Below are 21,529 nucleotides of genomic sequence, written 5' to 3'. Positions count from 1 at the left end.
GCACGTTTGTGCTTGACTGAGGAGGGCGTCGGGGCTGCACTGCGGGGGTGGCTATGGATGGGTGGTCGATTCGGTTTCTCGCGCAGCTGCCCGAGCAGGGCCAGCTGCTGCTGGACTGCAGCCACGATCCCTGGCTGACGGTGCTCGCCTACCTGGTCGCCACGGCCGGCAGCCTGGGCACCCTGGCGATAGTCGAGCACCTCGACCAGGTGCCGCAGCGCGGCATGCGCCTGGCCTGGGGCCTGGTCGGCGCGCTGTGCCTGGCCGGCGGCATCTGGTCGATGCACTTCATCGGCATGCTGGCCTTCCGCGCGCCGCTGGCCATCCACTACGACCTGGCCACCACCCTGCTGTCGTTGCTGGTGGCCCTGGCCGCCGCCCTGCTCGCCCTCTACTGCATGGCCCAGCGCGACGCTGGCCTCGGCCGCCGCGCCCTGGCCGCGGCGATCATCGGCCTGGGCATCGCCGCCATGCACTACAGCGGCATGGCCGCCATGCGCTCGACGGCGCAGGCCTACTACCACGGCGGGCTGTTCGCCCTGTCCATCGTCATCGCCATCGGCGCCAGCCTCGCCGCGCAGCTGCTGGCCCATCATCGGCGCAGCAGCAGCGCGCCCTACCGCCACTGGCTGAAGTACTCGGCCGCGCTGGTGATGGGCGCCGCCATCACCGCCATGCATTTCACCGGCATGGCGGCGCTGCACCTGGTGGTGCCGCAAGGCGCCACGCTCGAGGTGCAGGGCGCCGACAACAGCCTGCAGCTGGGGCTGAGCGTGGCCGCCATCACCCTGGCAGTGGTCGCCCTGAGCCTGGTGGCGTCCTGGGCCAACCGCAAGCTGGACGACAAGGAGCGCGACCTGCAGCGGGTCAACCACCTGCTGGCGCAGCTCGACCAGGCCAAGGCCTCGCTGGAACAGGCGGCGCACTTCGACCCGCTGACCGAGCTGCTCAACCGCCGCGGCTTCAACCGGGTGTTCGCCGCCACCCTGGAGGAACACGCCATAGTCGGCCGCGGCCTGGCGGTGATGTTCCTCGACATCGATCACTTCAAGCGGATCAACGACACCCTCGGCCACGCCGCCGGCGACGACCTGCTGCGGGTGGTCGCCCAGCGCATCCGCGGCGCCCTGCGCGAGCGCGACCTGATCGCCCGCTTCGGTGGCGACGAGTTCTGCGTGGTCGCCAGCCTCGACAGCAACGCCGCGCCGCGCGCCCTGGCCCAGCGTCTGCTGGAGCAGATGAAGGAACCGATAGAGCTGGCCGGGCGCAAGATCGTGATGACCACCAGCATCGGCATCAGCCTGTTTCCGCGCGACGGTGGCGGCGCCGACGAGCTGCTCAAGCATGCCGACCTGGCGCTGTACCAGTCCAAGGGCAGCGGACGCAACGTGGTGCACTTCTTCAACCCGCACCTGAAACAGAAGGCCTCGTTCGAGCTGCAACTGGAGGAAGACCTGCGCCAGGCGCTGCAGCAGGACAACGGCCTGACCCTGTTCTACCAGCCGATCATCGACCTGCGCAGCGGCGCCCTGCACAAGCTGGAGGCGCTGGTGCGCTGGCGCCACCCGCAGCACGGCCTGCTCACCCCGGAGCGCTTCATCGCCATCGCCGAGACCAACGGTTTTATCGACCAGCTCGACGACTGGGTGCTGCGCCGCGCCTGCCACGACCTGCGCGGCCTAGGCGAGATGGGCTATCCTGGGCTGAAGGTGGCGGTCAACTGCTCGGCGCTGAACCTGGGCAACGACCAGTTGCCCGGACGCATCGCGCAGATCCTGCACGACAGCCGCTGCCCAGGGCAGAGCCTGGAGCTGGAGGTCACCGAAAGCGCGCTGCTGAGCAATATCAACCGCGCCATCGGCCTGCTGGAGAGCATTCGCGCCCTGGGCGTGAGCCTGTCGATCGACGATTTCGGCACCGGCTATTCGTCCCTGGCCTACCTGCGCCGCCTGCCGCTGGACACCCTCAAGGTCGACCGTTCCTTTATCCAGGACCTCGCCGCCTCCAGCCAGGACCGCGAAATCGTCCACGCGATCATCGCCATGGCCCACGCCCTGCGCCTGAAGGTGGTGGCCGAGGGCGTGGAAACCAGCGAGCAACTGGCCTTTCTGCAGGAGCGCGACTGCGATCAGGTGCAGGGCTACCTGTTCAGCAAGCCGCTGCCGCTGGAAGAGATCGTCAGCCTGTTCCCCCCGCACTACCGGCCGCTGGAGCGGGTGGGCACGCGCTTCTAGCGCCAGCCATCCCCGGAGTGCATCCGGGCTCCGTCCTATCGACCGAAACGCGCCGAGCCAAAAAGCTCGCCGCTGAAGCGTCTCCTACATCAGCGGCACAGATACGGTGGGAGGGGCTTTAGCCGCGACGCGGAAAAGCGCCAGTCAAACACCGCCCGCGTACTCCCTGAACGGCTGCAACCAGCCCAGGCTGGCCTGGGTACCCGCCTCGCCCGGCTTGTACTCCGCCCCCAGCCAAGCGCCGTAGCCGCTCTCGCGCAGCGCACGCAGCAACGCCGGGAAGGCCAGCTCGCCGGTGCCCGGCGCACCGCGGCCGGGGCAGTCGGCGAACTGCACATGGCCGATGCGCCCGGCCAACAGGCGCATGCCGGCGACCAGGTCCAGCGCCTGACGGGCCATATGGTAGAGGTCGTACTGCGCCGCGAGATTCGGGTGATTCACCGCGCGCAGCAGCTCGTCCAGCTGCTGAGGGGTGTTGATCAGGAACCCCGGCATGTCGATGGGGTTGATCGCCTCCACCAGCACGCGGATGCCGAGCAGGGCGAAGGCCTCGGCGCTCTGGCGCAGGTTGGCGACCAGGCAATCCAGTGCCTGCTCGCGGCTGACGCCCGCGGCCAGGCGCCCGGGCAGCACGTTGACGCAGGCCGGGCGCGCCATGGCGGCGTAGGTCAGCGCCTGCTGCAGGGCGGCGTCGAACTCGGCCTGACGCGCCGGCACCGCGGCCAGGCCAGCGCCGCCGCTCATCAGGTCGCCGGCCGGCAGGTTGATCAGCACCAAGGGCAGGCCGGCACGCGCCAGCGCCTCCTGCAGAGCGATGGCCGGCAGCTCGTAGGGAAACTGGATCTCCACGCCGTCGAAACCGGCCGCCGCGGCGGCCTGGATACGCTCGCGCAGCGGCAGCTCGGTGAACAGCAGCGACAGGTTGGCGGCGATCTTCATGCCTCGCTCCCGCGCAGCAGCTCGACCAGAGTGGCCGGGTCGCGCTGCAGATTGCCCTGGCTGCCATGCAGGCGCATCAGCTGCGCCGCCAGGCCGCTCATCGGCGTGGCGCTGCCCTGCTCGCGCGACAGCTTGACCGCGGTGTCGAGGTCCTTGAGCAGGGTGCGCACGTGCCACTTGACCGGCTCGAAGCGGCTCTCGGCCATCTGCGGGGCGAGGATCTGCAGCGGCTTGGAGTCGGCGAAACCGCCGGCCAGCGCCGGCGCGATCAGGCTGGCGTCGACCCCGGCCTTCTCCGCCAGGGCCACCACCTCGGCGATCACCAGGGCGTTGCAGGCGACGATCATCTGGTTGCACACCTTGGTCACCTGGCCGGCGCCCACCTCGCCCATGCGCGTCAGGCGCTGGCCCAGGTGGGCGAGAATCGGCCGCACCCGCTCCACATCCTCCTCGCGGCCGCCGGCCATGATCGCCAGGGTGCCGGCCTCGGCGCCGGGGGTGCCGCCGGACACCGGAGCATCGACCCAGCGCATGCCGGTGCGCGCCTGAAGCTCCGCCGCCATCTCGCGGGTGGCGGCCGGCTCCAGGCTGGAGAAATCCACCAGCAGCTGGCCGGGCCGCGCGCCCTCGACTATGCCGCCGGGGCCGAACACCACCTCGCGCACCACCTCGGTGTTGGCCAGGCAGAGCATCACCACGTTGGCCTCGCGGCACAGCTCGGCCGGCGTCTCCACCCGGTGCGCGCCCTGCGCCAGCAGTGGCGCGCACTTGTCCGGCGAGCGATTCCACAGGGTCAGCGGGTAGCCGGCGGCGAGCAGGCGGCGGGTCATCGGCAGGCCCATCAGGCCGATCCCGGCGAAGGCCAGGGCGGGCAGCGTAGCGGTCATCGAGCAGCTCCTGAAACAGGGGAAAAACGCCATCTTAACCACAGAGTCAGGCCGGCGGCAGCGCAAGCCTGCTGCATCCTGGCCCTCGGCTCACTATACTCCGCGCGCTTTCCCCGCTATTGAACCGGAGAACCCGTCATGCTCAAGCACACCCTGGCGCTCGCCGCCGGCCTCGCCCTGTCCGTTTCCGCCGTCTTCGCCCAGGCCGCCGAGGTCCTCAAGGTCTCGGCCATCCCCGACGAAGCCCCCACCGAACTGCTGCGCAAGTTCAAGCCGTTGGGCGCCTACCTCGAACAGCAGCTGGAGATGAAAGTCGAATTCGTCCCGGTGGCCGACTACGCCGCAGTGGTCGAGGCGCTGGCCGCCGACCGCGTCGACATGGCCTGGCTGGGCGGCTTCACCTTCGTACAGACGCGCCTGAAGACCGGCAACGCCGTACCCCTGGTGCAGCGCGCCGAGGACGAGCAGTTCACCAGCAAGATCATCAGCGCCGACCCGGCGGTGAAATCGCTGCAGGACCTCAAGGGCAAGACCTTCGCCTTCGGCTCGGTGTCCTCCACCTCCGGCAGCCTGATGCCGCGCTACTTCATGCTCAAAGACGGCATCAAGCCGGAAGACTTCTTCAGCCGCATCGCCTACTCCGGCGCCCACGACGCCACCGCCGCCTGGGTCCAGGCCGGCAAGGCCGACGGCGGCGTGCTCAACGCCAGCGTGTGGGACAAGCTGGTCGCCGCCGGCAAGGTCGACGTCGACAAGGTCAAGGTGATCGCCACCACCCCGCCCTACTACGACTACAACTGGACCGTGCGCGGCAACCTCGACGCCGCGCTGCAGGGCAAGATCAAGGCCGCCTTCCTCGCCCTCGACCCGGCCAACCCCGAGCACAAGGCCATCCTCGAGCTGCAGGCCGCCAGCCGCTTTATCGAGACCAAGGTCGAGAACTACGCCGGCATCGAGGAAGCCGCTCGCGCCGCCGGCCTGCTGAAGTGAGCATCGCCCTGCGCGGCGTGGGCCTGACCCACGCCGACGGCACGCGCGCGCTCGACGGCATCGACCTGAGCCTGGCACCCGGCGAACGGGTGGCCATCATCGGCCCCTCGGGCGCCGGCAAGACCAGCCTGCTGCGCCTGCTGGCGAGCAACCTGGCGCCCAGCAGCGGCCAGCTCGAACTGCTCGGCGAAGATCCCTGGCGCCTCGGCAACCGCGCCCGCCAACGCCTGCGCGCGCGCATCGGGCTGATCCACCAGGCACCGCCTCTGCCGCCGCGGCAACGGGTGGTCACCGCGGTGCTGGCCGGCAAGCTCGGCCAGTGGCCGCTGGCCAAGGGCCTGCTCAACCTGCTGCACCCGCTCGACGCCGCCGGCGCCCAGGCCGCCCTGGCGCGCCTGGATATCGCCGACAAGCTGTTCCAGCGCTGCGACCAGCTGTCCGGCGGCCAGCTGCAACGGGTCGGCATCGCCCGCGTGCTGTACCAGGCGCCACAGCTGATCCTCGCCGACGAGCCGGTGTCGGCCATGGACCCGGTGCTGGCCGGCCACACCCTGGCGGTGCTCAACCAGGAGGCGGCCAGCCGCGGCATGACCCTGCTGGCCAGCCTGCACGCGGTGGAGCTGGCCCTGGCACATTTCCCGCGGGTGATCGGCCTGCGCGACGGGCGCATCGTCTTCGACCTGCCGCCGGCGGCCATCGAGCCGGCGGCGCTGGAGGCGCTGTACGCCAACGAACAACTGCAGCCGCTGCCGGCCTCGCTGCCGGTGCAGCCGCTCACGGTACAGATCCCGCGATGCTGAGCCGCTCCCCGCGCGACCCAGCCGCCCTGCCGCGGCTGCTGATCACCCTGCTGGCGCTGCTGCTGTTGTGGCCGGGGCTCGGCTTGAGCGAGCTGAACCTGGGCGTGCTGTTCGACGGCGACAACGCCCGCAGCATGGGCAACTTCCTTGCCGACTTCTGGCCGCCGGCGCACGACGGCGAGTTCCTCGCCCTGCTCGGCCGCGCCACCCTGGAAACCCTGGCCATCGCCACCGCCGGCATGAGCCTGGCGCTGCTGATCGCCCTGCCCGCGGCCCTGCTGGCCAGCCGCGCGCTGTCGCTGTCGGCGCTGCACCGCGGCGGCCGTCCGGCCTGGTGGGCGAATCTCGCGCGCTGGCCGGTGCGCGGCCTGCTGATCTTCCTGCGCAGCGTGCCGGAGATCGTCTGGGCACTGCTGTTCGTCCGCGCCGTCGGCCTCGGTCCCACCGCCGGGGTGCTGGCCATCGCCATCACCTACGCCGGCATGCTCGGCAAGGTCTACGCGGAAATCTTCGAGTCGGTCGACGCCCGCCCCAGCCGCGCCCTGCTGCTGGCCGGCAGTGGCCGCCTGAGCGCCTTCGCCTACGGCGTGCTGCCCAATGCCGCGGGAGAGATGCTGTCCTACACCGTGTACCGCTGGGAATGCGCGATCCGCGCCTCGGTGGTGATGGGCTTCGTCGGCGCCGGCGGCCTCGGCCAGCAGATCGACCTGTCGATGCGCATGTTCGCCGGCGGCGAGGTGGCCAGCATGCTGCTGGTGTTCCTCGCCCTGGTGCTGCTGGCCGACCAGCTCAGCCGCCTGCTGCGCGCGAGGCTGCTATGAGAACCGGCAACCTGATTCTGCTCGCCGCCCTGATCGCCGCGGTGATCGCTTCCTTCCTCTACCTGGGCATCGACCTGGCCGGCCTGGTCGGCGGCGACAGCCTGGCGCAGATGGCCAGGTACGCCGGCGGCTTTATGCAACCGGACTTCTCCGCCGCGCACCTGCAGGCCATTGGCCGCGGCGCCCTGGAAACCCTGGCCATGTCCGCCATCGGCACCCTGCTCGCCGCCCTGCTCGGCCTGGCACTGGCGCTGCCGGCCGCCGGGCGTTTCGGCGGCTTTGCCCTGCATGCCACACGCCTGCTGCTCAACGCCCTGCGTGCCATCCCCGAACTGGTGTGGGCCGCGCTGATGGTGCTGGCCGCCGGCCTCGGCCCCAACGCCGGCACCCTGGCCCTGGCCCTGCACACCGCCGGCGTGCTCGGCCGGCTGTTCGCCGAGGCGCTGGAAAACACCCCGCGCGAACCGGCCGAAGCCATCCGCCTGAGCGGCGGCGGGCGCATCAATGCCTTCTGCTACGGCACCCTGCCCGGCGTCTGGCCGCAACTGGTGGCCTATACGCTGTACCGCTGGGAGAACAACATCCGCATGGCCAGCGTGCTCGGCTTCGTCGGCGCCGGTGGCCTGGGGCAGATGCTCTACGTGTCGCTCAGCCTGTTCCAGGAAGCCCAGGCGGCCACGGTGATCCTCGCCATGCTGGTGCTGGTGCTGGCGGTCGATGGCCTGAGTGGCTGGGCGCGGCAGAGATGGGTCAGCGCCTGACGACGCGCGAACACTGCAGATCGGTCGCACCGGATCAGCGCCCCACTGCCGTCTAGACTCCTGAGTCTCAACCCATGGCGGGAGACTCAGGATGACCAGCAAGAACACCATCTGCCTCTGGTACGACCGCGACGCGCTGGAGGCGGCGACCTTCTATACCGAGACCTTCCCGGACAGCGCCGTGCTGGCCGTGCATCGCGCCCCCGGCGACTACCCCGCCGGCAAGCAGGGCGATGTGCTGACGGTGGAGTTCAGGGTGATGGGCATCCCCTGCCTCGGCCTCAATGGCGGCCCGGCGTTCCAGCACAACGAGGCCTTCTCCTTCCAGGTCGCGACCGACGACCAGGCCGAGACGGATCGCCTGTGGCACGCGATCATCGACCACGGCGGCCAGGCCAGCGCCTGTGGCTGGTGCAAGGACAGATGGGGCATCTCCTGGCAGATCACCCCGCGCGTCCTCACCGCCGCCATCTCCAGCCCCGATCGCGCGGCGGCCAAGCGTGCGTTCGAGGCCATGATGGGCATGAGCAAGATCGAGATCGCGCAGATCGAGGCGGCGCTGAAGTCTTGAGTCCCGGCGTTTGGCGCCGTGCGTTCGGACAACCAGGACGCGCCCGCGGAGCAAAGGCACGAGCTGGCAGCCTTGCGAGCCAGTGCCGCCGGTTGCCGAGTTAAAGGTTAAAGTTAGGCTTAAACCTTTAACCGGCTTGCAGCACAGGGGGCAGCACAGCTATGAAAATCGGCGAACTGGCGCAGCGCACCGGCCTTGCGGCTTCGCGCATTCGCTTCTACGAAAGCATCGGCCTGCTCAGGCTGGTGGAGCGGCAGGCCAACGGTTATCGCAGCTATCCGCAGGAGGCCGTGCTGGTGCTGAACCTGATCACCACGGCGCAGCAGGCCGGCTTCAGCCTCGACGAGCTGCGCACGCTGCTGCCGCAGGACCTGTCGCAGTGGGAGCACGGCAAGCTGCTCGACACCCTGCACGCCAAGGTGCATGACATCGAGGCGCTGGAGCAACGCCTGGCGCAGAGCAAGACGCACCTGCTGGCGTTGATCGACGAAATCGAAAGCAAACCGGACGACCTCGACTGCGCGGCCAACGCCAAGCGGGTGCTGTCGAAGATGAACCTGGGCGAGACCAGCGAGATGCCCAAACGCGCCGGCAAAACCGGCCAGCGCGCCTGAGGCTGCAATCACCTGGGGTGCGCCGCGCACCAGCCGTTGATGGCTGGCGCACGGCCCGCCCAACCTTTCACCGCGGCATCTGCGCCAGGGGCTCGGGCGCATGGAGCGCGCTCTGGAAGTCCGGCACGTATGCGTCCTTCATCATCCTGCCCAGCTGCAGCGACTCGATGTAGCTCGACAGACTGCCATCGCCGAGCTTGAGGCTCACCGAATCCGCGTTCGAGTTGGAGGCATGGCGCAGCTGCCGGGAAACGGCGTAGCCATAGGCCAGATCGCCGTCGTGGCCGATATTGATGAAGCTGTTGGTCACCAGTTCGGGTTCGTTGGACAGCTCGGCGAGCTTCTCCACCTCGAAGACGAGGTCGAGCCTGCCGGTTTCGCTGTCGGCGATCTCGAAGACGAGGCGCTTGTCGGTCTCGCGACAATCGATGGTGGTCAACCACTTCGGCAGGTTGTAGCCGACCACGCCCCGCACCCGCGCCAGCTCGGTATTGACCGGCAGCTTGAGCACCTGGCCCCAGAAGTCCTTGGACAGCGACTGGCCGACCAGGCTGATCGGCCCCAGGTTGGCGTTGCCGGGCTTGTTGGTGACGATGGACAGGGCGAATCGCGGGCAAATGCCCATTGACATTAAAGTGAGCTTAAAGGTTAAGGTCGCCTCACTTTCAGCCGAGGAAGCGCCCCATGAACCTGTTCGCCCCCCTTGTCCTGCCCAATGGCTCGACCATCCCCAACCGCATCGCCAAGGCGGCGATGGAGGAGAACATGGCGGACGCCGAGCATGCGCCGTCGGAACAGCTGATGCGCCTCTACCAGGCCTGGGCCGAGGGCGGCGCCGGCCTGCTGATCAGCGGCAACGTGATGGTCGACAGCCGCGCCATGACCGGCCCGGGCGGCGTGGTGCTGGAGGACGATGCGCAGCTGGCCAGGTTCGAGCACTGGGCGCGCATCGGTCGTGCCCAGGGCGCGCAGTTCTGGCTGCAGATCAACCACCCCGGCCGGCAGATGCAGGCCAACCTCGGCCAGCCGACCTGGGCACCCTCGGCGGTGGCGCTGGAGCTGGGCAAGCTGTCCAAGCGCTTCGCCACCCCGCTGGCGATGACCCAGGCGATGATCGACGAGGCGATAGCGCGCTTCGTCCGCACCGCCCGCCTCGCCGAACGGGCCGGATTCAGCGGCGTGCAGATCCACGCGGCGCACGGCTACCTGCTCAGCCAGTTCCTCTCGCCGCTGACCAACCGGCGCAGCGACCAATGGGGCGGTTCACTGGCAAACCGCGCGCGCCTGCTGCTGGAGATCGTCAAGGCGGTGCGCGCCGAGGTGGCGCCAGGCTTCGCGGTGGCGGTCAAGCTCAACTCGGCGGATTTCCAGCGCGGCGGCTTCAGCGCCGACGACGCGCAGCAGGTGGTCAGGCTGCTGGGCGAGCTGAAGGTGGACCTGGTCGAACTGTCCGGCGGCAGCTACGAGGCGCCGGCCATGCAGGGCGAGGCCCGCGACGGCAGCACCCTGGCCCGCGAGGCCTATTTTCTGGAGTTCGCCCGCGAGATTCGTGCGCTGGCGAGCATGCCGGTGATGGTCACCGGCGGCATCCGCCGTGCGCCCGTCGCCGAGCAGGTGCTGGCCAGCGGCGTCGAGATGGTCGGCATCGGCACGGCCCTGGCCATCGACCCCAACCTGCCGCGCGACTGGCAGCGCGGGCAGCACAACGCGCCGCAGCTGCCGCCGATCACCTGGGGCAACAAGGTGCTGGCGTCGCTGGCCAATATGGCCGTGGTCAAGCACCAGCTGCGCAAGCTGAGCCAGGGCCGCGACACCCACCCGCAGGTATCGCCGCTGTGGGCGCTGCTCCAGCAGCAGCTGAACGATATACGGCGCTCCCGTCAGTACCGTCGCTGGATGGCGCGGCGCGGACTGGCCAATGGCTAACAGGCCGTCCCAGGCGGCTGGTTATGGCAATCGCGCCTCTGAGCCGGCTCGCAATGGTCCGGCGCTTACTGGCCCGCAGCGTGCGTCGTGCGCACCGCCAGCGAGCTTATGGGTGGAACACACCGCGCGCCCTACGACAGCGCACTGGCGCTGCCCCCGGCCAGCCATCGCCATAAGCGCGTCGATGCCGAAACGGAGGATCGGCACGTCGGCATTTCCGCCGAAACCAGCAGTTGCGGCAGCAGATACCCGGCCTCGACCTCGCTCTGAGCACAGTACGAGTGGCGCATGGCCTGGGCGCTGTCGCGCCAGGTGGGAGTGGGATGGGTTTGCCCGTTCATCTCGCCTGCCTCCTCAGAGATCCAGCACCAGCGGCTGCGTGCCGCTTTCGCTCTGCGCCGGCACGGCGCAGCAGATCAGCACGCTGTCGTCTTGCGGCAGTTCGGCGGGCGGATTCGGGTAGTGCACCTGGCCGCTGAGCAGGCGCGTGCTGCAGGTGCCGCAGGAACCGCCACGGCAGCTGAACCCGGGCGCCAGGCCGCGGCTTTCCGCCAGCTCCAGCAGGCTGCCGCTGCCCGGCGTCCAGCGCGCTTCCTTGCTCGACGCGCTGAAGTACACCGGCACCGGCTCGGTTGCCGCTGGCGGCTGCACCAAGGTCGCTACCTGGCCGTCCGTGCGGCGTTTGAGCGTCGAGGGGCCGAACGCCTCGGCGTGGATGCGCGCGTCGGCGACGCTCAGCTCGCGCAGGCCATCGTAGATCGCCTGGGTAAAGGCTGCCGGGCCGCACAGGTAGAAGTCATGGTCGTCGAACGCCAGGGCCGCCTTGATCTGCGCCAGGTCGAGGCGCCCGTGCTGCTCGTAGTCGCGCCCGAGCACGGCATCGCTGCCCGGTGCACTGAGGGCTCGGTGGATGTGGAGCAGGCCATCGGCACGTTGCACCAGCTCGCGCAACTCGGCCTGGAACGGCAGGTCGGCCAGCGTGCGTGCGCCCTGGAAGAAATGGATGCGCCTGCCCTGCCCCAGCGCCACCTGTTCGCGCAGCATCGACAGCAGCGGCGTGATGCCGACGCCGGCGCCGATCAGCACCAGCGGCCGATGGGTGTCGCTGTTGAGGGTGAAGCTGCCCAGCGGCGGGCGTACCTCCAGCACATCGCCGACCCGGACCTGCTCGTGCAGATGCCGCGACACCCGGCCTTGCGCCTTGACGCTGATACGCAGGAAGCCATCCGACGGCGCGCTGGACAGGCTGTAGGTACGCAGCAGGGGTTCACCGCTGGCGCTGGCGATGCGAACGGGTAGATGCTGACCGGCGGCGAAGCCCGGCGCGGCGCCCTGCTCCGGCGCCAGCACGAAGGAGCGGATATCGCTGCTTTCCTGCTGCACACTCTGTACACGCCAGCGCTGCCACTGATTGCGCTGCTCACGCTCGCGCAGGCGCGCATCGGCTTGCGCCCAGGTGCCGGTCATCAGGCTGGTCGGCGCGTACTCATGGAAGTCCCAGCGCAGCGAAGCCGCCGCCGGGCGCAGCACCACCTGCTCGACGTCGAAGGTCCACAACCGCTCGGCGCCTTCGAAGGCCTGGATCAGCGGGCTGTCGAGGATGATCTCGGCGCGGCCAGCCAGTTGCAGCACGTCGCCCGTGGCGAAGTCGACGAACAGCAGCCCGGCGCGCGGATTGACGCTGAGGTTGCCCAGGGTATTGAAGTGCAGGTTGCCGGCGTAGTCGGGGATGGTCAGGCGCTTGCCCTCCACCCGCACGAAACCGGCGCGCCCGCCACGGTGCGAGACGTCCACCGAACGACGGCCATCGTCGTGCTCGACGTAGCTGGCGACGAAGAAGGTATCGGCGCTGCCGATCATCTCGGCGCTGCGCGCATCCAGTTCGCTCGCATCCAGGCGCTCGATGCCACGCTGGTGTACGCGGCGGTACTGGCGCAGCTGGATGTACTGCGGGCAGTTGCCGAAGGAATGCTCCACGTCGATCTCCAGGCGCTGCGCCGAGGCCTGGCGGACATGCCCATTGATGCGATTGCGCCGCCGCGTGTGCAGCTCGATGCCGAGCAGGCCGATGGCATCGCCCGCATGCAGTCCACGGGTAGCCGGATCGAGCGGATCGAGCGCCATGGCGGCCAGATCGAACGACAACTGACGCGGGTCGGGCGAGCCGACGAAGCCCTCCTCGCCTTCGATCAGGGTGGCCCAGGGCTGGCCGGCAGCATCCACGGCGCCGACGATCATGAACGGCAGTTGCCGGTAGAAGTCGCGATGCTGGTCCGGCATATGGTCGCGGATCACCTTCTGCCCGAGCACCTCCATGCGTTCGGCGACGCCGACCTGTTCCTGCAGTCGCTTTTCACCGGCATGCCAGGGCGACTGCCGATGACGGGGAAGCTGTTGCATGCTGCGCCCTCCTTCAAAAGGTGCTGCCGGTATGCCCGGCAGCATTTGCGTATCAGGCTTGCAGGCCGGCAGCGGTACGCGGCATCGGCACGAAACCCGGCAGCGCCTCGATGCGTGCCAGCCAGGCGCGGATGTTCGGATAGGGCTCCAGCGAGACGTTGCCCTCCGGCGCATGGGCGATATAGGAGTAGTTGGCGACATCGGCGATGCTCGGCTTGTCGCCGGTCAGGAACGGGCTGTCGCTCAGCTCGCCCTCCATCAGGGTGAACAGGGCGTGGGCGCGGTTGATCACTTCTTCGCTGTTGAACGAGTAGCCGAACACGGTGACCAGGCGCGCAGCGGCGGGGCCGAAGGCCACCGGACCGGCCGCCACGGACAGCCAGCGCTGCACACGGGCGGCGGCGGCCGGCTCCTGCGGCAGCCAGTCGTCGTTGCCGTAGCGCTTGGCCAGGTAGACGAGGATGGCGTTGGAGTCGGCGATGATGGTGCCGCCGTCATCGATCACCGGCACCTGGCCGAAAGGGTTGAGTGCAAGGAACTCCGGCGTCTTGTGCGCGCCCTTGGCCAGATCGACGAAGATCAGCTCGGTGGGCAGCTGCAGCAGCGACAGCATCAGCTCGGCGCGGTGGGCGTGACCGGAACGGGGAAAGTTGTACAGCTTGATGGCGGGACGGGACATGCGACGACTCCTTCGAGGTTGGCGTGGTTCCGCGCGAGACGACTGGCCTGCGCGACGATGGGGGCCATATTCGCCCCATCCAACCTGGAGAAGAATCACCACTATTGGCAATCCACTATTTCACTCTCTGCAATCAATTCAGGCCTGAAAGGCCGGATGGGCGCGCAGACGCGGCACGGCGAAGTCGAGGAAGCTGCGCACCCGTGCGGCCGCCCGGCGCCCCTCGCGGTAATACAGCTGCACCGGTACGGGCGCTGCGGCGAAGTCCTCCAGCACCGTTAGCAGTTGCCCAGTCTGCAACTCCTGATGGGCCTCGTAACTCAGGCAGCGGGTCAGGCCGAAACCGGCCAGCGCGGCGCGGATGGCCGCCTGCGGCGTGCTGCAGATCAGCCGCGGGGCGAGCTTGATCGGGCCTTCGGCGAAGCGCCATTCGCCGGCATGGCCGGTCGAGGAAGTGGCGATGGTGCGGTGCGCCGGCAGGTCGTCCGGGCTGACCGGCCGGCCCCGACGCGCCAGGTAGGCCGGGGCGGCACAGACCAGCGGCCGGACCTGGCCCAGCGGTACGGCGAAGCCGGACGAACTGGGTAGATGGCCGACCACCACGGCAAGGTCGATATCCTCCTCCAGCAGCCTGGGCGGCTCCTCGTGCGCCAGGGTGGTCAGGCTCATCTCGGCAAAGGCCGCCAGGTAGTCGACGGCAATCGGCATCAGCACCTGATGCGTCATCAGCAGCGGCAGGGCCAGGGTCAGTTGCCCGGCGGGGCTGGCGTGCAGCCCCGTCACGGAGCGCTCGGCCTCCTCCACCCGCTGCAGGATGCGCTGGCAGCTGTCGGCGAAAGCCGCACCCGCCGGGCTCAGGCTGACGCCGCGCGGACCGCGCAACAGCAGGGTGCTGTCCAGACGGCTCTCCAGCGCAGCAACGGTACGCATCACCGTGGCCTGCGACAGCTGCAGCGCCCTGGCGGCCGCCGCCAGGCTGCCGGCCTGCGCCACGGCGAGGAACACCTGCATTTCGCGGTGATGGCTCATGCTGCGGGTGGTGCGCCGGCCGCGCGCAGGGCCGGATCGGCGCGAAAGCTGGCGGCGCAGTGGTCGACGAAGGTGCGCACCTTGGCCGACACCTGGCGCCCGCCCTGGTGAATGATGTGCACCGGCAGGGCCGGTGGTTCGAAGGCTTCGAGCACCAGTTCGATCTCGCCGCGCGCCACCGCCTCGGCCACCTGGTAGGACAGCACGCGGGTGTAGCCCCAGCCCAGGCGTGCGGCGCCGATCGCCGCCTGGTTGGAGCTGACGGTAAAGCGTGGACGCGGCATGAAACCGAAGGGCCCGTCGGCGCCGATGAACTGCCAGTGCGACAGCAGGTTGCTGGCGCTGGACATGACGATGGGCGCATCGCGCAACTCATCCGGATGACGCGGGCGGCCGACGCGCTCGAGAAAGGCCGGCGCGGCACATACCACCGGGCGGATCTGCCCGACCTGCAGCGCCGGATGATCGCCCTCGGGCAGCGAGCCGATGCGCACGGCGACGTCGATGCCCTCCTCCAGCATGTTCACCACGCGGTCGACCAGCAGCGCATTGACCTCCACGTCCGGGTGGGTGTCGAGGTACTGGGCGATGCGTGGAATCAGGAACAGCTCGCCAAACATCACCGGCGCGGTCACGGTAAGCCGCCCGCGCGGGCGCACGCTACCGCCGGCGGCCAGCTCCTCGGCCTCCTCCAGCTCCAGCAGGATGCGCCGGCAGTCCTCGACATAGCGCTGGCCAGCTTCGGTCAGGCGCAGGCTGCGCGTGCTGCGCGCCAGCAGCAGGGTGCCGAGACGCGCCTCCAGCGCGGCGACCGCGCGGGTCACGCTGGGCGGCGAGATGCCCAGCAGCTTGGCGCCGCCGGCGAAGCTCTCGGCCTCGGTCACCGCCAGCAGCACCCGCATTTCCTGAAACCGGTCCATCGTCACCGCCTGGTTCTTGGTCGCGAGGGCACAGGATAGCGCTTCAGCGTCGACTCAAGGCCAGGCGCGCGGCGAACAGCACGAAGATCAGCCCGGTGCTGCGATCCAGCCACCTGATCACCGCCGCGCGCCGCAGCCAGTGGCCGAGCGGCTCGGTGGCGCCGATCAGCGCCAGCGCCCAGATCAGGCCGAGCGCCACATGGATGCCCACCAGAACGAAGGTCCAGGCGATCAGGGGTTGGCCCTGGGGGATGAACTGCGGCAGGAAGGAGACGTAGAAGATCCCCACCTTGGGGTTGAGCAGGTTGCCCAGCAGGCCGCGCAGAAACCAGTTGGCGTCGGGTTTGCCGCTCGCCTGCGCGAGGGCCAGCGAGCTGCGCGGGCGCAGCAGCAGGTTCAGCCCTAGCCAGGCCAGATAGGCCGCGCCGCAATACTTGAGCAGGTTGTAGGCGAACTCGGAAACCGCCAGCAGCGCGCCCAGGCCGAAGGCCACCGCCGCGCCCCACAGCAGGCAGCCGGCGTTGATGCCCAGCGCCGCGCGCAACGCCTGCCGGCGTCCCTCGACCGCGGTGGTGCGCAGCACCAGCGCGGTGTCGATGCCCGGCGTCAGGGTCAGCAGCGCGGCGGCGAGGGTGAAGGCGATCAGGTTCTCGGCGATGGGCATGAAGAACAACGCTCGGCCAGTAGGTGCTCAGAGCCCGTCCTGCTCCAGATGATCGAGGTTCACCGCCTCGCCCGGCTTGGCGTGCAGCTTGCTGCGGATGTCCTCGAAGATGGCGTCGTATTCCTTGTGCCCGCGCATGATCGGGCTGGCGTTGGCGTGCAGGCCGTGCTTGACCACCAGCCGGGAGATCACGCTGGCGAAGTTGAAGGCGGTGTCGCGGTGCATCTCGAACACTTCCTCGAAGGCCTTGCCGTCGATCTCGCCGACCAGGCGACCGTGCAGCATGGCGCCTTCCTTGGGGTCCTGGCGCACCTCGTAATAGAAGTCGATGGAATAGCTCGGCTGCCCGGCCATACCGGGCGGATTGCGGCGATGCAGGTGACCGGGTTCGAACATGGCACCACTCCTTAGTAACGGGTCTGAGCGTTCCGCGCGGGAACGCCGAGACAGTCTAGACCGGCTATCGCGCCGCTGCAGCGCGCCGTTTCAGTGCACGCTGGCGGCCGTCGCCCGCTCCTGCACCAGTACCCAGGGCGCCACCACCACCGCCCACAGCTGCGGGTCGCGCGCCAGCAGGTCCTCGGCGCGGGCATCCTCCAGCTTGCCGAGCAGGCCCCGGGCCATTAGCTCGGCGACCCGCGCCTGGTCGTTGCTGGCCACGGCCTCGGCGATCGCCACCAGATCCTCGCTGCCCTCGACCCAGAGCAGTGCACCCCGGGCGAAAAAGGGTTGCAGTTCCTGCCAGCGAATCGGCGCGGTTTCGCCAAGCAGCTTGGCATAGAGGGTGCTAGATTGATCCGTCATGGTGTGCCCCGTGTCGATGGCGATGAGTGCAGGCGCGCAATGATAGCGCCGGCAACTCTTCAGGCAACCGCGGGACGCTCGCTGAGCGACTGGGGACACGCCGTTTTTCTGTACATACCTTGCAATTTAGCGACACCCCCGCGATTCGCCTCCAGCTGCCGGCTTTTCAAGGCGCAAATCCGCGCTCTACACTGTTCCGGTACAGTTGCCGGGGGCATGACCGGGGTAACGGACCCGGTTCTGCAGCTTCGGCCGCAAGAACTACAACAACGAAAAACATAAGAGTGGAGCACTCATGAACAAGGCTACTAAGCAGATTTCCAAACTGTTTGCGGCAATGGCTCTGGCGGGGGCGGCCAGCTATTCGATGGCAGCCGACACCATCAAGATCGGCCTGGCCGGTCCGGTGACCGGTGCCGTGGCGCAGTACGGCGAGATGCAATTCATCGGCGCCAAGATGGCCATCGAGCAGATCAACAAGGCCGGCGGGGTGAACGGCGCCCAGCTCGAAGGCGTGGTCTACGACGATGCCTGCGACCCGAAACAGGCCGTCGCCGTGGCCAACAAGATCGTCAACGACGGCATCTCCTACGTGGTCGGCCACCTCTGCTCCAGCTCCACTCAACCGGCCTCCGACATCTACGAAGACGAAGGCATCCTGATGATCACCGCGGCCTCCACCAGCCCGGACATCACCGCGCGCGGCTATGAACTGGTGTTCCGCACCATCGGCCTGGACAGCCTGCAGGGCCCGACTGCCGGCAACTTCATCGCCGACAGCATCAAGCCGAAGAACGTCGCCGTGATTCACGACAAGCAGCAGTACGGCGAAGGCATCGCCACCGCGGTCAAGCAGACCCTGGAAGGCAAGGGCATCAAGGTCGGCCTGTTCGAAGGCATCAACGCCGGCGACAAGGACTTCTCCGCGATGATCGCCAAGCTCAAGCAAGCCGGCGTCGACTTCGTCTACTACGGCGGCTACCACCCGGAACTGGGCCTGCTGCTGCGCCAGTCGAAGGAGAAGGGTCTGGACGTCAAGTTCATGGGCCCGGAAGGTGTGGGTAACAAGGAAATCTCGGCCATCGCCGGCCCGGCCTCCGAAGGCCTGCTGGTGACCCTGCCGAAGTCCTTCGACCAGGATCCGAAGAACCAGGCGCTGGTCGAAGCCTTCAAGGCCAAGAACGAAGACCCGAGCGGCCCGTTCGTGTTCCCGGCCTATGCCGCCGTGCAGGTGATTGCCGAAGCCATCGAGAAAGCCGGCAGCACCGACACCGCCGAAGTGGCCGCAACCCTGCGCGCCAACAGCTTCGACACCCCGACCGGCACCCTCGCCTTCGACGAGAAGGGCGATCTGAAGGACTTCAGCTTCGTGGTCTACGAATGGCACCAGGACGGCACCAAGTCCGAAGCCAAGTAACAGTCCCGCCTGAACCCAAAGCCCACTGCAGCCGCAGTGGGCTTTGTTTATTAGAAGAATTCCGGTCTTGCGCTGCGTCACAAGCGCCGCTTTACGCAGGGCCCAGGAGTTAGGCAATGCCTGATCTTTACCACTACCTTCAACAGCTGATCAATGGACTCACCATTGGCAGTACCTATGCCCTGATCGCCATCGGCTACACCATGGTCTACGGCATCATCGGCATGATCAACTTCGCCCATGGCGAGGTTTACATGATTGGCTCGTACGTAGCCTTCATCGTAATCGCCGGACTCGCCATGTTCGGTCTCGACAGCCTGCCCATCGTGATGATCGCGGCGTTCTCCGCCAGCATCATCGTCGCCAGCGCCTACGGCTACAGCATCGAACGGGTGGCCTACCGCCCCTTGCGCGGCGGCAACCGCCTGATCCCGCTGATCTCCGCGATCGGCATGTCGATCTTCCTGCAGAACGAGGTATTGCTGGCCCAGGACTCCAAGGACAAGGCCATTCCCAACCTGCTGCCGGGCAACTTCATCTTCGGTGAAAGCGCCATGAACGGCGTGGTCATCTCCTACATGCAGGTGCTGATCTTCGTCGTCACCTTCGTGGTGATGGTCGGCCTGAGCATGTTCATCTCCCGCTCGCGCCTCGGCCGCGCCTGCCGCGCCTGCGCCGAAGACCTGAAGATGGCCAACCTGCTGGGCATCAACACCAACAACATCATCGCCCTGACCTTCGTCATCGGCGCCACCCTGGCCGCCGTGGCCGCGGTGCTGCTGGGCATGCAGTACGGCGTGATCAACCCGCACCTGGGCTTCCTCGCCGGGATCAAGGCGTTCACCGCCGCGGTGCTCGGCGGCATCGGCAGCATCCCCGGCGCCGTGCTCGGCGGCCTGGTACTGGGCGTGGCCGAAGCCTTCGGCGCCGACATCTTCGGCGACCAGTACAAGGACGTGGTGGCCTTCAGCCTGCTGGTGCTGGTGCTGCTGTTCCGCCCGACCGGCATCCTCGGCCGTCCGGAGGTTGAAAAAGTATGAGTGCGCCCTCCATGAGCAATCGCCTCAAGACCGCCTTCTTCAGCGCCCTGCTGGTGCTGGCCGTGGCCTACCCGGTGCTCGGCCTGAAGCTGACCACCGTCGGCATCAAGCTGCAGGTGCAGGGTGCCAGCCCGGCCGTGCTGTGGACCATCGCCGGTTGCGCCATCGCCATGTTCTTCTGGCAACTGTTCCGAACCCAGCTCGGCGCCGCCTGGGCCCACGCGCCCAAGCTGCCGAGCATGCCGAGCAAGGCGAGCAACTTCCTCACCCTGCCCTCGACCCAGCGCTGGGCGATCATGGGCCTGATCCTGGTCGCCCTGGCCTGGCCGTTCTTCGGTTCGCGCGGCGCGGTGGACATCGCCACGCTGATCCTGATCTACGTGATGCTCGGCCTCGGCCTGAACATCGTGGTGGGTCTGGCCGGTCTGCTCGACCTGGGTTACGTCGGCTTCTACGCCGTCGGCGCCTACAGCTACGCGCTGCTGTCGCACTACTACGGCCTGGGCTTCTGGGTGTGCCTGCCGATCGCCGGCCTGATGGCGGCGTTCTTCGGCTTCATCCTCGGCTTCCCGGTGCTGCGCCTGCGCGGCGACTACCTGGCCATCGTCACCCTGGGCTTCGGCGAGATCATCCGTCTGCTGCTGCGCAACATGACCGAGCTCACCGGCGGCCCCAACGGCATCAGCGGCATCGACAAGCCGACCCTGTTCGGCCTGTCCTTCGACCGCCGCGCCGCCGAGGGCATGCAGACCTTCCACGAGTACTTCGGCATCGCCTACAACTCGGTGAACAAGGTGATCTTCCTTTACCTGATCGCCCTGCTGCTGGTGCTGCTGACCCTGTTCGTGATCAACCGTCTGCTGCGCATGCCGATCGGCCGCGCCTGGGAAGCGCTGCGTGAGGACGAGATCGCCTGCCGCGCGCTGGGCATGAACCCCACCGTGATCAAGCTCTCGGCCTTCACCATCGGCGCCAGCTTCGCCGGTTTCGCCGGCAGCTTCTTCGCCGCGCGCCAGGGCCTAGTGTCGCCGGAGTCGTTCACCTTCATCGAGTCGGCGATCATTCTCGCCATCGTGGTGCTCGGCGGCATGGGTTCGCAGTTGGGGATCATCCTCGCGGCCATCGTCATGATCCTGCTGCCGGAACTGGCGCGGGAGTTCAACGAATACCGCATGCTGATGTTCGGCGCCCTGATGGTGCTGATGATGATCTGGCGTCCGCAGGGCCTGTTGCCCATGCAGCGTCCCCACCTGGAGTTGAAGCAATGAGCCGCGCGATTCTCGAAGTAAGCGGCCTCACCATGCGCTTCGGCGGCCTGCTGGCCGTCAACGAGGTGGGCCTGAGCGTCAAGGAAAAACAGGTGGTCTCGATGATCGGCCCGAACGGCGCCGGCAAGACCACGGTGTTCAACTGCCTGACCGGTTTCTACCAGCCCACCGGCGGCAGCATCCGCCTCGACGGCGAGCAGATCGAGGGCCTGCCGGGCCACAAGATCGCGCGCAAGGGCGTGGTGCGCACCTTCCAGAACGTGCGTCTGTTCAAGGACATGACCGCGGTGGAGAACCTGCTGGTGGCGCAGCACCGCCACCTCAACACCAACTACCTGTCCGGCCTGTTCAAGACCCCGGCGTTTCGCAAGAGCGAACGCGAGGCGATGGACTTCGCCGCGCACTGGCTGGAGCGGGTCAACCTCACCGAGTTCGCCAACCGCCCGGCCGGCACCCTGGCCTACGGTCAGCAGCGCCGCCTGGAAATCGCCCGCTGCATGATGACCCGCCCGCGCCTGCTGATGCTCGACGAGCCGGCCGCCGGTCTCAACCCGCGCGAAACCGAGGACCTCAAGCAGCTGATCGGCGTGCTGCGCGACGAGCACGGCGTCACCGTGCTGCTGATCGAGCACGACATGAAGCTGGTGATGAGCATTTCCGACCACATCTACGTGATCAACCAGGGCACCCCCCTGGCCGACGGTACGCCGGAGCAGATCCGCAACAATCCGGACGTGATCAAAGCCTACCTGGGGGAAGCCTAAC

The 21,529-nt window shown here is 68.1% G+C and carries 22 protein-coding genes and 1 pseudogene; 12 read left to right on the top strand and 11 right to left on the bottom strand.

Going from position 1 to position 21,529, the window contains the following annotated elements:
* The first annotated feature begins 53 nt into the window (after positions 1–53).
* Entirely contained in the window at positions 54–2,234 is a 2,181-nt protein-coding gene (locus tag ACIGFL_RS05495) for a putative bifunctional diguanylate cyclase/phosphodiesterase (protein ID WP_397496390.1), read from the top strand.
* A 144-nt stretch (positions 2,235–2,378) separates the two neighbouring features.
* Here ACIGFL_RS05495 and ACIGFL_RS05490 read toward each other — a convergent pair whose 3' ends face one another.
* Positions 2,379–3,173 carry a hydroxypyruvate isomerase family protein gene (locus ACIGFL_RS05490; RefSeq protein ID WP_397496389.1) on the bottom strand — a complete coding sequence of 265 codons (795 nt, stop codon included), beginning with the start codon at positions 3,171–3,173 and terminating at the stop codon, positions 2,379–2,381.
* Positions 3,170–4,060 (bottom strand): NAD(P)-dependent oxidoreductase, encoded by an 891-nt coding sequence (locus ACIGFL_RS05485; RefSeq protein WP_397496388.1) that lies wholly within the window; start codon positions 4,058–4,060, stop codon positions 3,170–3,172. Before ACIGFL_RS05485 ends, ACIGFL_RS05490 begins: the two co-directional genes overlap by 4 nt.
* 138 nt (positions 4,061–4,198) lie before the next feature.
* On the opposite strand from ACIGFL_RS05485, the gene ACIGFL_RS05480 reads away from it, so the two are divergent.
* The 6 genes from ACIGFL_RS05480 (at position 4,199) to ACIGFL_RS05455 (ending at position 8,617) form a co-directional block, all read left to right on the top strand.
* Positions 4,199–5,050 (top strand): putative selenate ABC transporter substrate-binding protein, encoded by an 852-nt coding sequence (locus tag ACIGFL_RS05480; RefSeq protein ID WP_397496387.1) that lies wholly within the window; start codon positions 4,199–4,201, stop codon positions 5,048–5,050.
* Positions 5,047–5,850, top strand: coding sequence for a phosphonate ABC transporter ATP-binding protein (locus ACIGFL_RS05475; protein ID WP_122107467.1), 804 nt, complete (start codon positions 5,047–5,049; stop codon positions 5,848–5,850). Before ACIGFL_RS05480 ends, ACIGFL_RS05475 begins: the two co-directional genes overlap by 4 nt.
* Entirely contained in the window at positions 5,844–6,671 is an 828-nt protein-coding gene (locus ACIGFL_RS05470) for an ABC transporter permease (RefSeq protein ID WP_122107468.1), read from the top strand. The genes ACIGFL_RS05475 and ACIGFL_RS05470 overlap by 7 nt, the downstream gene beginning before the upstream one ends.
* A complete protein-coding gene (phnE, locus tag ACIGFL_RS05465; protein WP_397496386.1) occupies positions 6,668–7,432 on the top strand; it encodes a phosphonate ABC transporter, permease protein PhnE in 765 nt (254 codons plus the stop codon). The genes ACIGFL_RS05470 and phnE overlap by 4 nt, the downstream gene beginning before the upstream one ends.
* A gap of 91 nt (positions 7,433–7,523) precedes the next feature.
* A complete protein-coding gene (locus ACIGFL_RS05460) occupies positions 7,524–8,003 on the top strand; it encodes a VOC family protein (RefSeq protein ID WP_397496385.1) in 480 nt (159 codons plus the stop codon).
* 161 nt (positions 8,004–8,164) lie between these two features.
* Positions 8,165–8,617: a MerR family transcriptional regulator gene (locus ACIGFL_RS05455; protein WP_397496384.1), complete on the top strand. Its 453-nt coding sequence runs from the start codon at positions 8,165–8,167 to the stop codon at positions 8,615–8,617.
* A 67-nt stretch (positions 8,618–8,684) separates the two neighbouring features.
* Here ACIGFL_RS05455 and ACIGFL_RS05450 read toward each other — a convergent pair.
* Positions 8,685–9,221: pseudogene (locus ACIGFL_RS05450) on the bottom strand (acetoacetate decarboxylase (ADC)); the annotation flags it as partial.
* Positions 9,222–9,301: 80 nt separating this feature from the next.
* Between ACIGFL_RS05450 and ACIGFL_RS05445 the strand changes: the two are divergent.
* Positions 9,302–10,543: an NADH:flavin oxidoreductase/NADH oxidase family protein gene (locus ACIGFL_RS05445; protein ID WP_397496383.1), complete on the top strand. Its 1,242-nt coding sequence runs from the start codon at positions 9,302–9,304 to the stop codon at positions 10,541–10,543.
* Between the two features lie 131 nt (positions 10,544–10,674).
* Here the strand turns inward: ACIGFL_RS05445 and ACIGFL_RS05440 are convergent, their stop codons facing one another.
* From ACIGFL_RS05440 to ACIGFL_RS05405, 8 genes are all read right to left on the bottom strand, one after another.
* A complete protein-coding gene (locus ACIGFL_RS05440; protein ID WP_397496382.1) occupies positions 10,675–10,884 on the bottom strand; it encodes a hypothetical protein in 210 nt (69 codons plus the stop codon).
* Between the two features lie 13 nt (positions 10,885–10,897).
* Positions 10,898–12,943: a pyridoxamine 5'-phosphate oxidase family protein gene (locus ACIGFL_RS05435; protein ID WP_397496381.1), complete on the bottom strand. Its 2,046-nt coding sequence runs from the start codon at positions 12,941–12,943 to the stop codon at positions 10,898–10,900.
* Between the two features lie 52 nt (positions 12,944–12,995).
* Complete coding sequence (locus ACIGFL_RS05430) at positions 12,996–13,622, bottom strand: glutathione S-transferase family protein (RefSeq protein WP_397496380.1); 627 nt, start codon at positions 13,620–13,622, stop codon at positions 12,996–12,998.
* Positions 13,623–13,760: 138 nt separating this feature from the next.
* Positions 13,761–14,651 (bottom strand): LysR substrate-binding domain-containing protein, encoded by an 891-nt coding sequence (locus ACIGFL_RS05425; RefSeq protein WP_397496379.1) that lies wholly within the window; start codon positions 14,649–14,651, stop codon positions 13,761–13,763.
* Positions 14,648–15,571: a LysR family transcriptional regulator gene (locus ACIGFL_RS05420; protein WP_397496378.1), complete on the bottom strand. Its 924-nt coding sequence runs from the start codon at positions 15,569–15,571 to the stop codon at positions 14,648–14,650. The genes ACIGFL_RS05425 and ACIGFL_RS05420 overlap by 4 nt, the downstream gene beginning before the upstream one ends.
* 43 nt (positions 15,572–15,614) lie before the next feature.
* Positions 15,615–16,235: a LysE family translocator gene (locus ACIGFL_RS05415; RefSeq protein WP_397496377.1), complete on the bottom strand. Its 621-nt coding sequence runs from the start codon at positions 16,233–16,235 to the stop codon at positions 15,615–15,617.
* 27 nt (positions 16,236–16,262) lie between these two features.
* Positions 16,263–16,631, bottom strand: a complete 369-nt coding sequence (locus tag ACIGFL_RS05410; RefSeq protein WP_122107484.1) for a DUF5064 family protein — start codon at positions 16,629–16,631, stop codon at positions 16,263–16,265.
* A gap of 90 nt (positions 16,632–16,721) precedes the next feature.
* Complete coding sequence (locus ACIGFL_RS05405; RefSeq protein WP_397496376.1) at positions 16,722–17,039, bottom strand: DUF2288 domain-containing protein; 318 nt, start codon at positions 17,037–17,039, stop codon at positions 16,722–16,724.
* A gap of 295 nt (positions 17,040–17,334) precedes the next feature.
* Between ACIGFL_RS05405 and ACIGFL_RS05400 the strand changes: the two genes are divergently transcribed.
* The 4 genes from ACIGFL_RS05400 (at position 17,335) to livG (ending at position 21,528) form a co-directional block, all read left to right on the top strand.
* Positions 17,335–18,456: a branched-chain amino acid ABC transporter substrate-binding protein gene (locus ACIGFL_RS05400; protein WP_021442919.1), complete on the top strand. Its 1,122-nt coding sequence runs from the start codon at positions 17,335–17,337 to the stop codon at positions 18,454–18,456.
* Between the two features lie 116 nt (positions 18,457–18,572).
* The gene (gene livH / locus ACIGFL_RS05395) at positions 18,573–19,496 is read left to right on the top strand and encodes a high-affinity branched-chain amino acid ABC transporter permease LivH (protein WP_021442918.1); all 924 of its coding nucleotides are present in this window, start codon (positions 18,573–18,575) and stop codon (positions 19,494–19,496) included.
* Between the two features lie 11 nt (positions 19,497–19,507).
* Positions 19,508–20,764 (top strand): high-affinity branched-chain amino acid ABC transporter permease LivM, encoded by a 1,257-nt coding sequence (locus ACIGFL_RS05390; protein WP_122107486.1) that lies wholly within the window; start codon positions 19,508–19,510, stop codon positions 20,762–20,764.
* Complete coding sequence (gene livG, locus ACIGFL_RS05385; protein ID WP_021442916.1) at positions 20,761–21,528, top strand: high-affinity branched-chain amino acid ABC transporter ATP-binding protein LivG; 768 nt, start codon at positions 20,761–20,763, stop codon at positions 21,526–21,528. The genes ACIGFL_RS05390 and livG overlap by 4 nt, the downstream gene beginning before the upstream one ends.
* Position 21,529 lies beyond the last annotated feature (1 nt).

The organism is Pseudomonas sp. NPDC077649 (assembly GCF_044542855.1).
Lineage (GTDB): Bacteria > Pseudomonadota > Gammaproteobacteria > Pseudomonadales > Pseudomonadaceae > Aquipseudomonas.
This window is presented reverse-complemented; position numbering and strand designations above follow the sequence as displayed.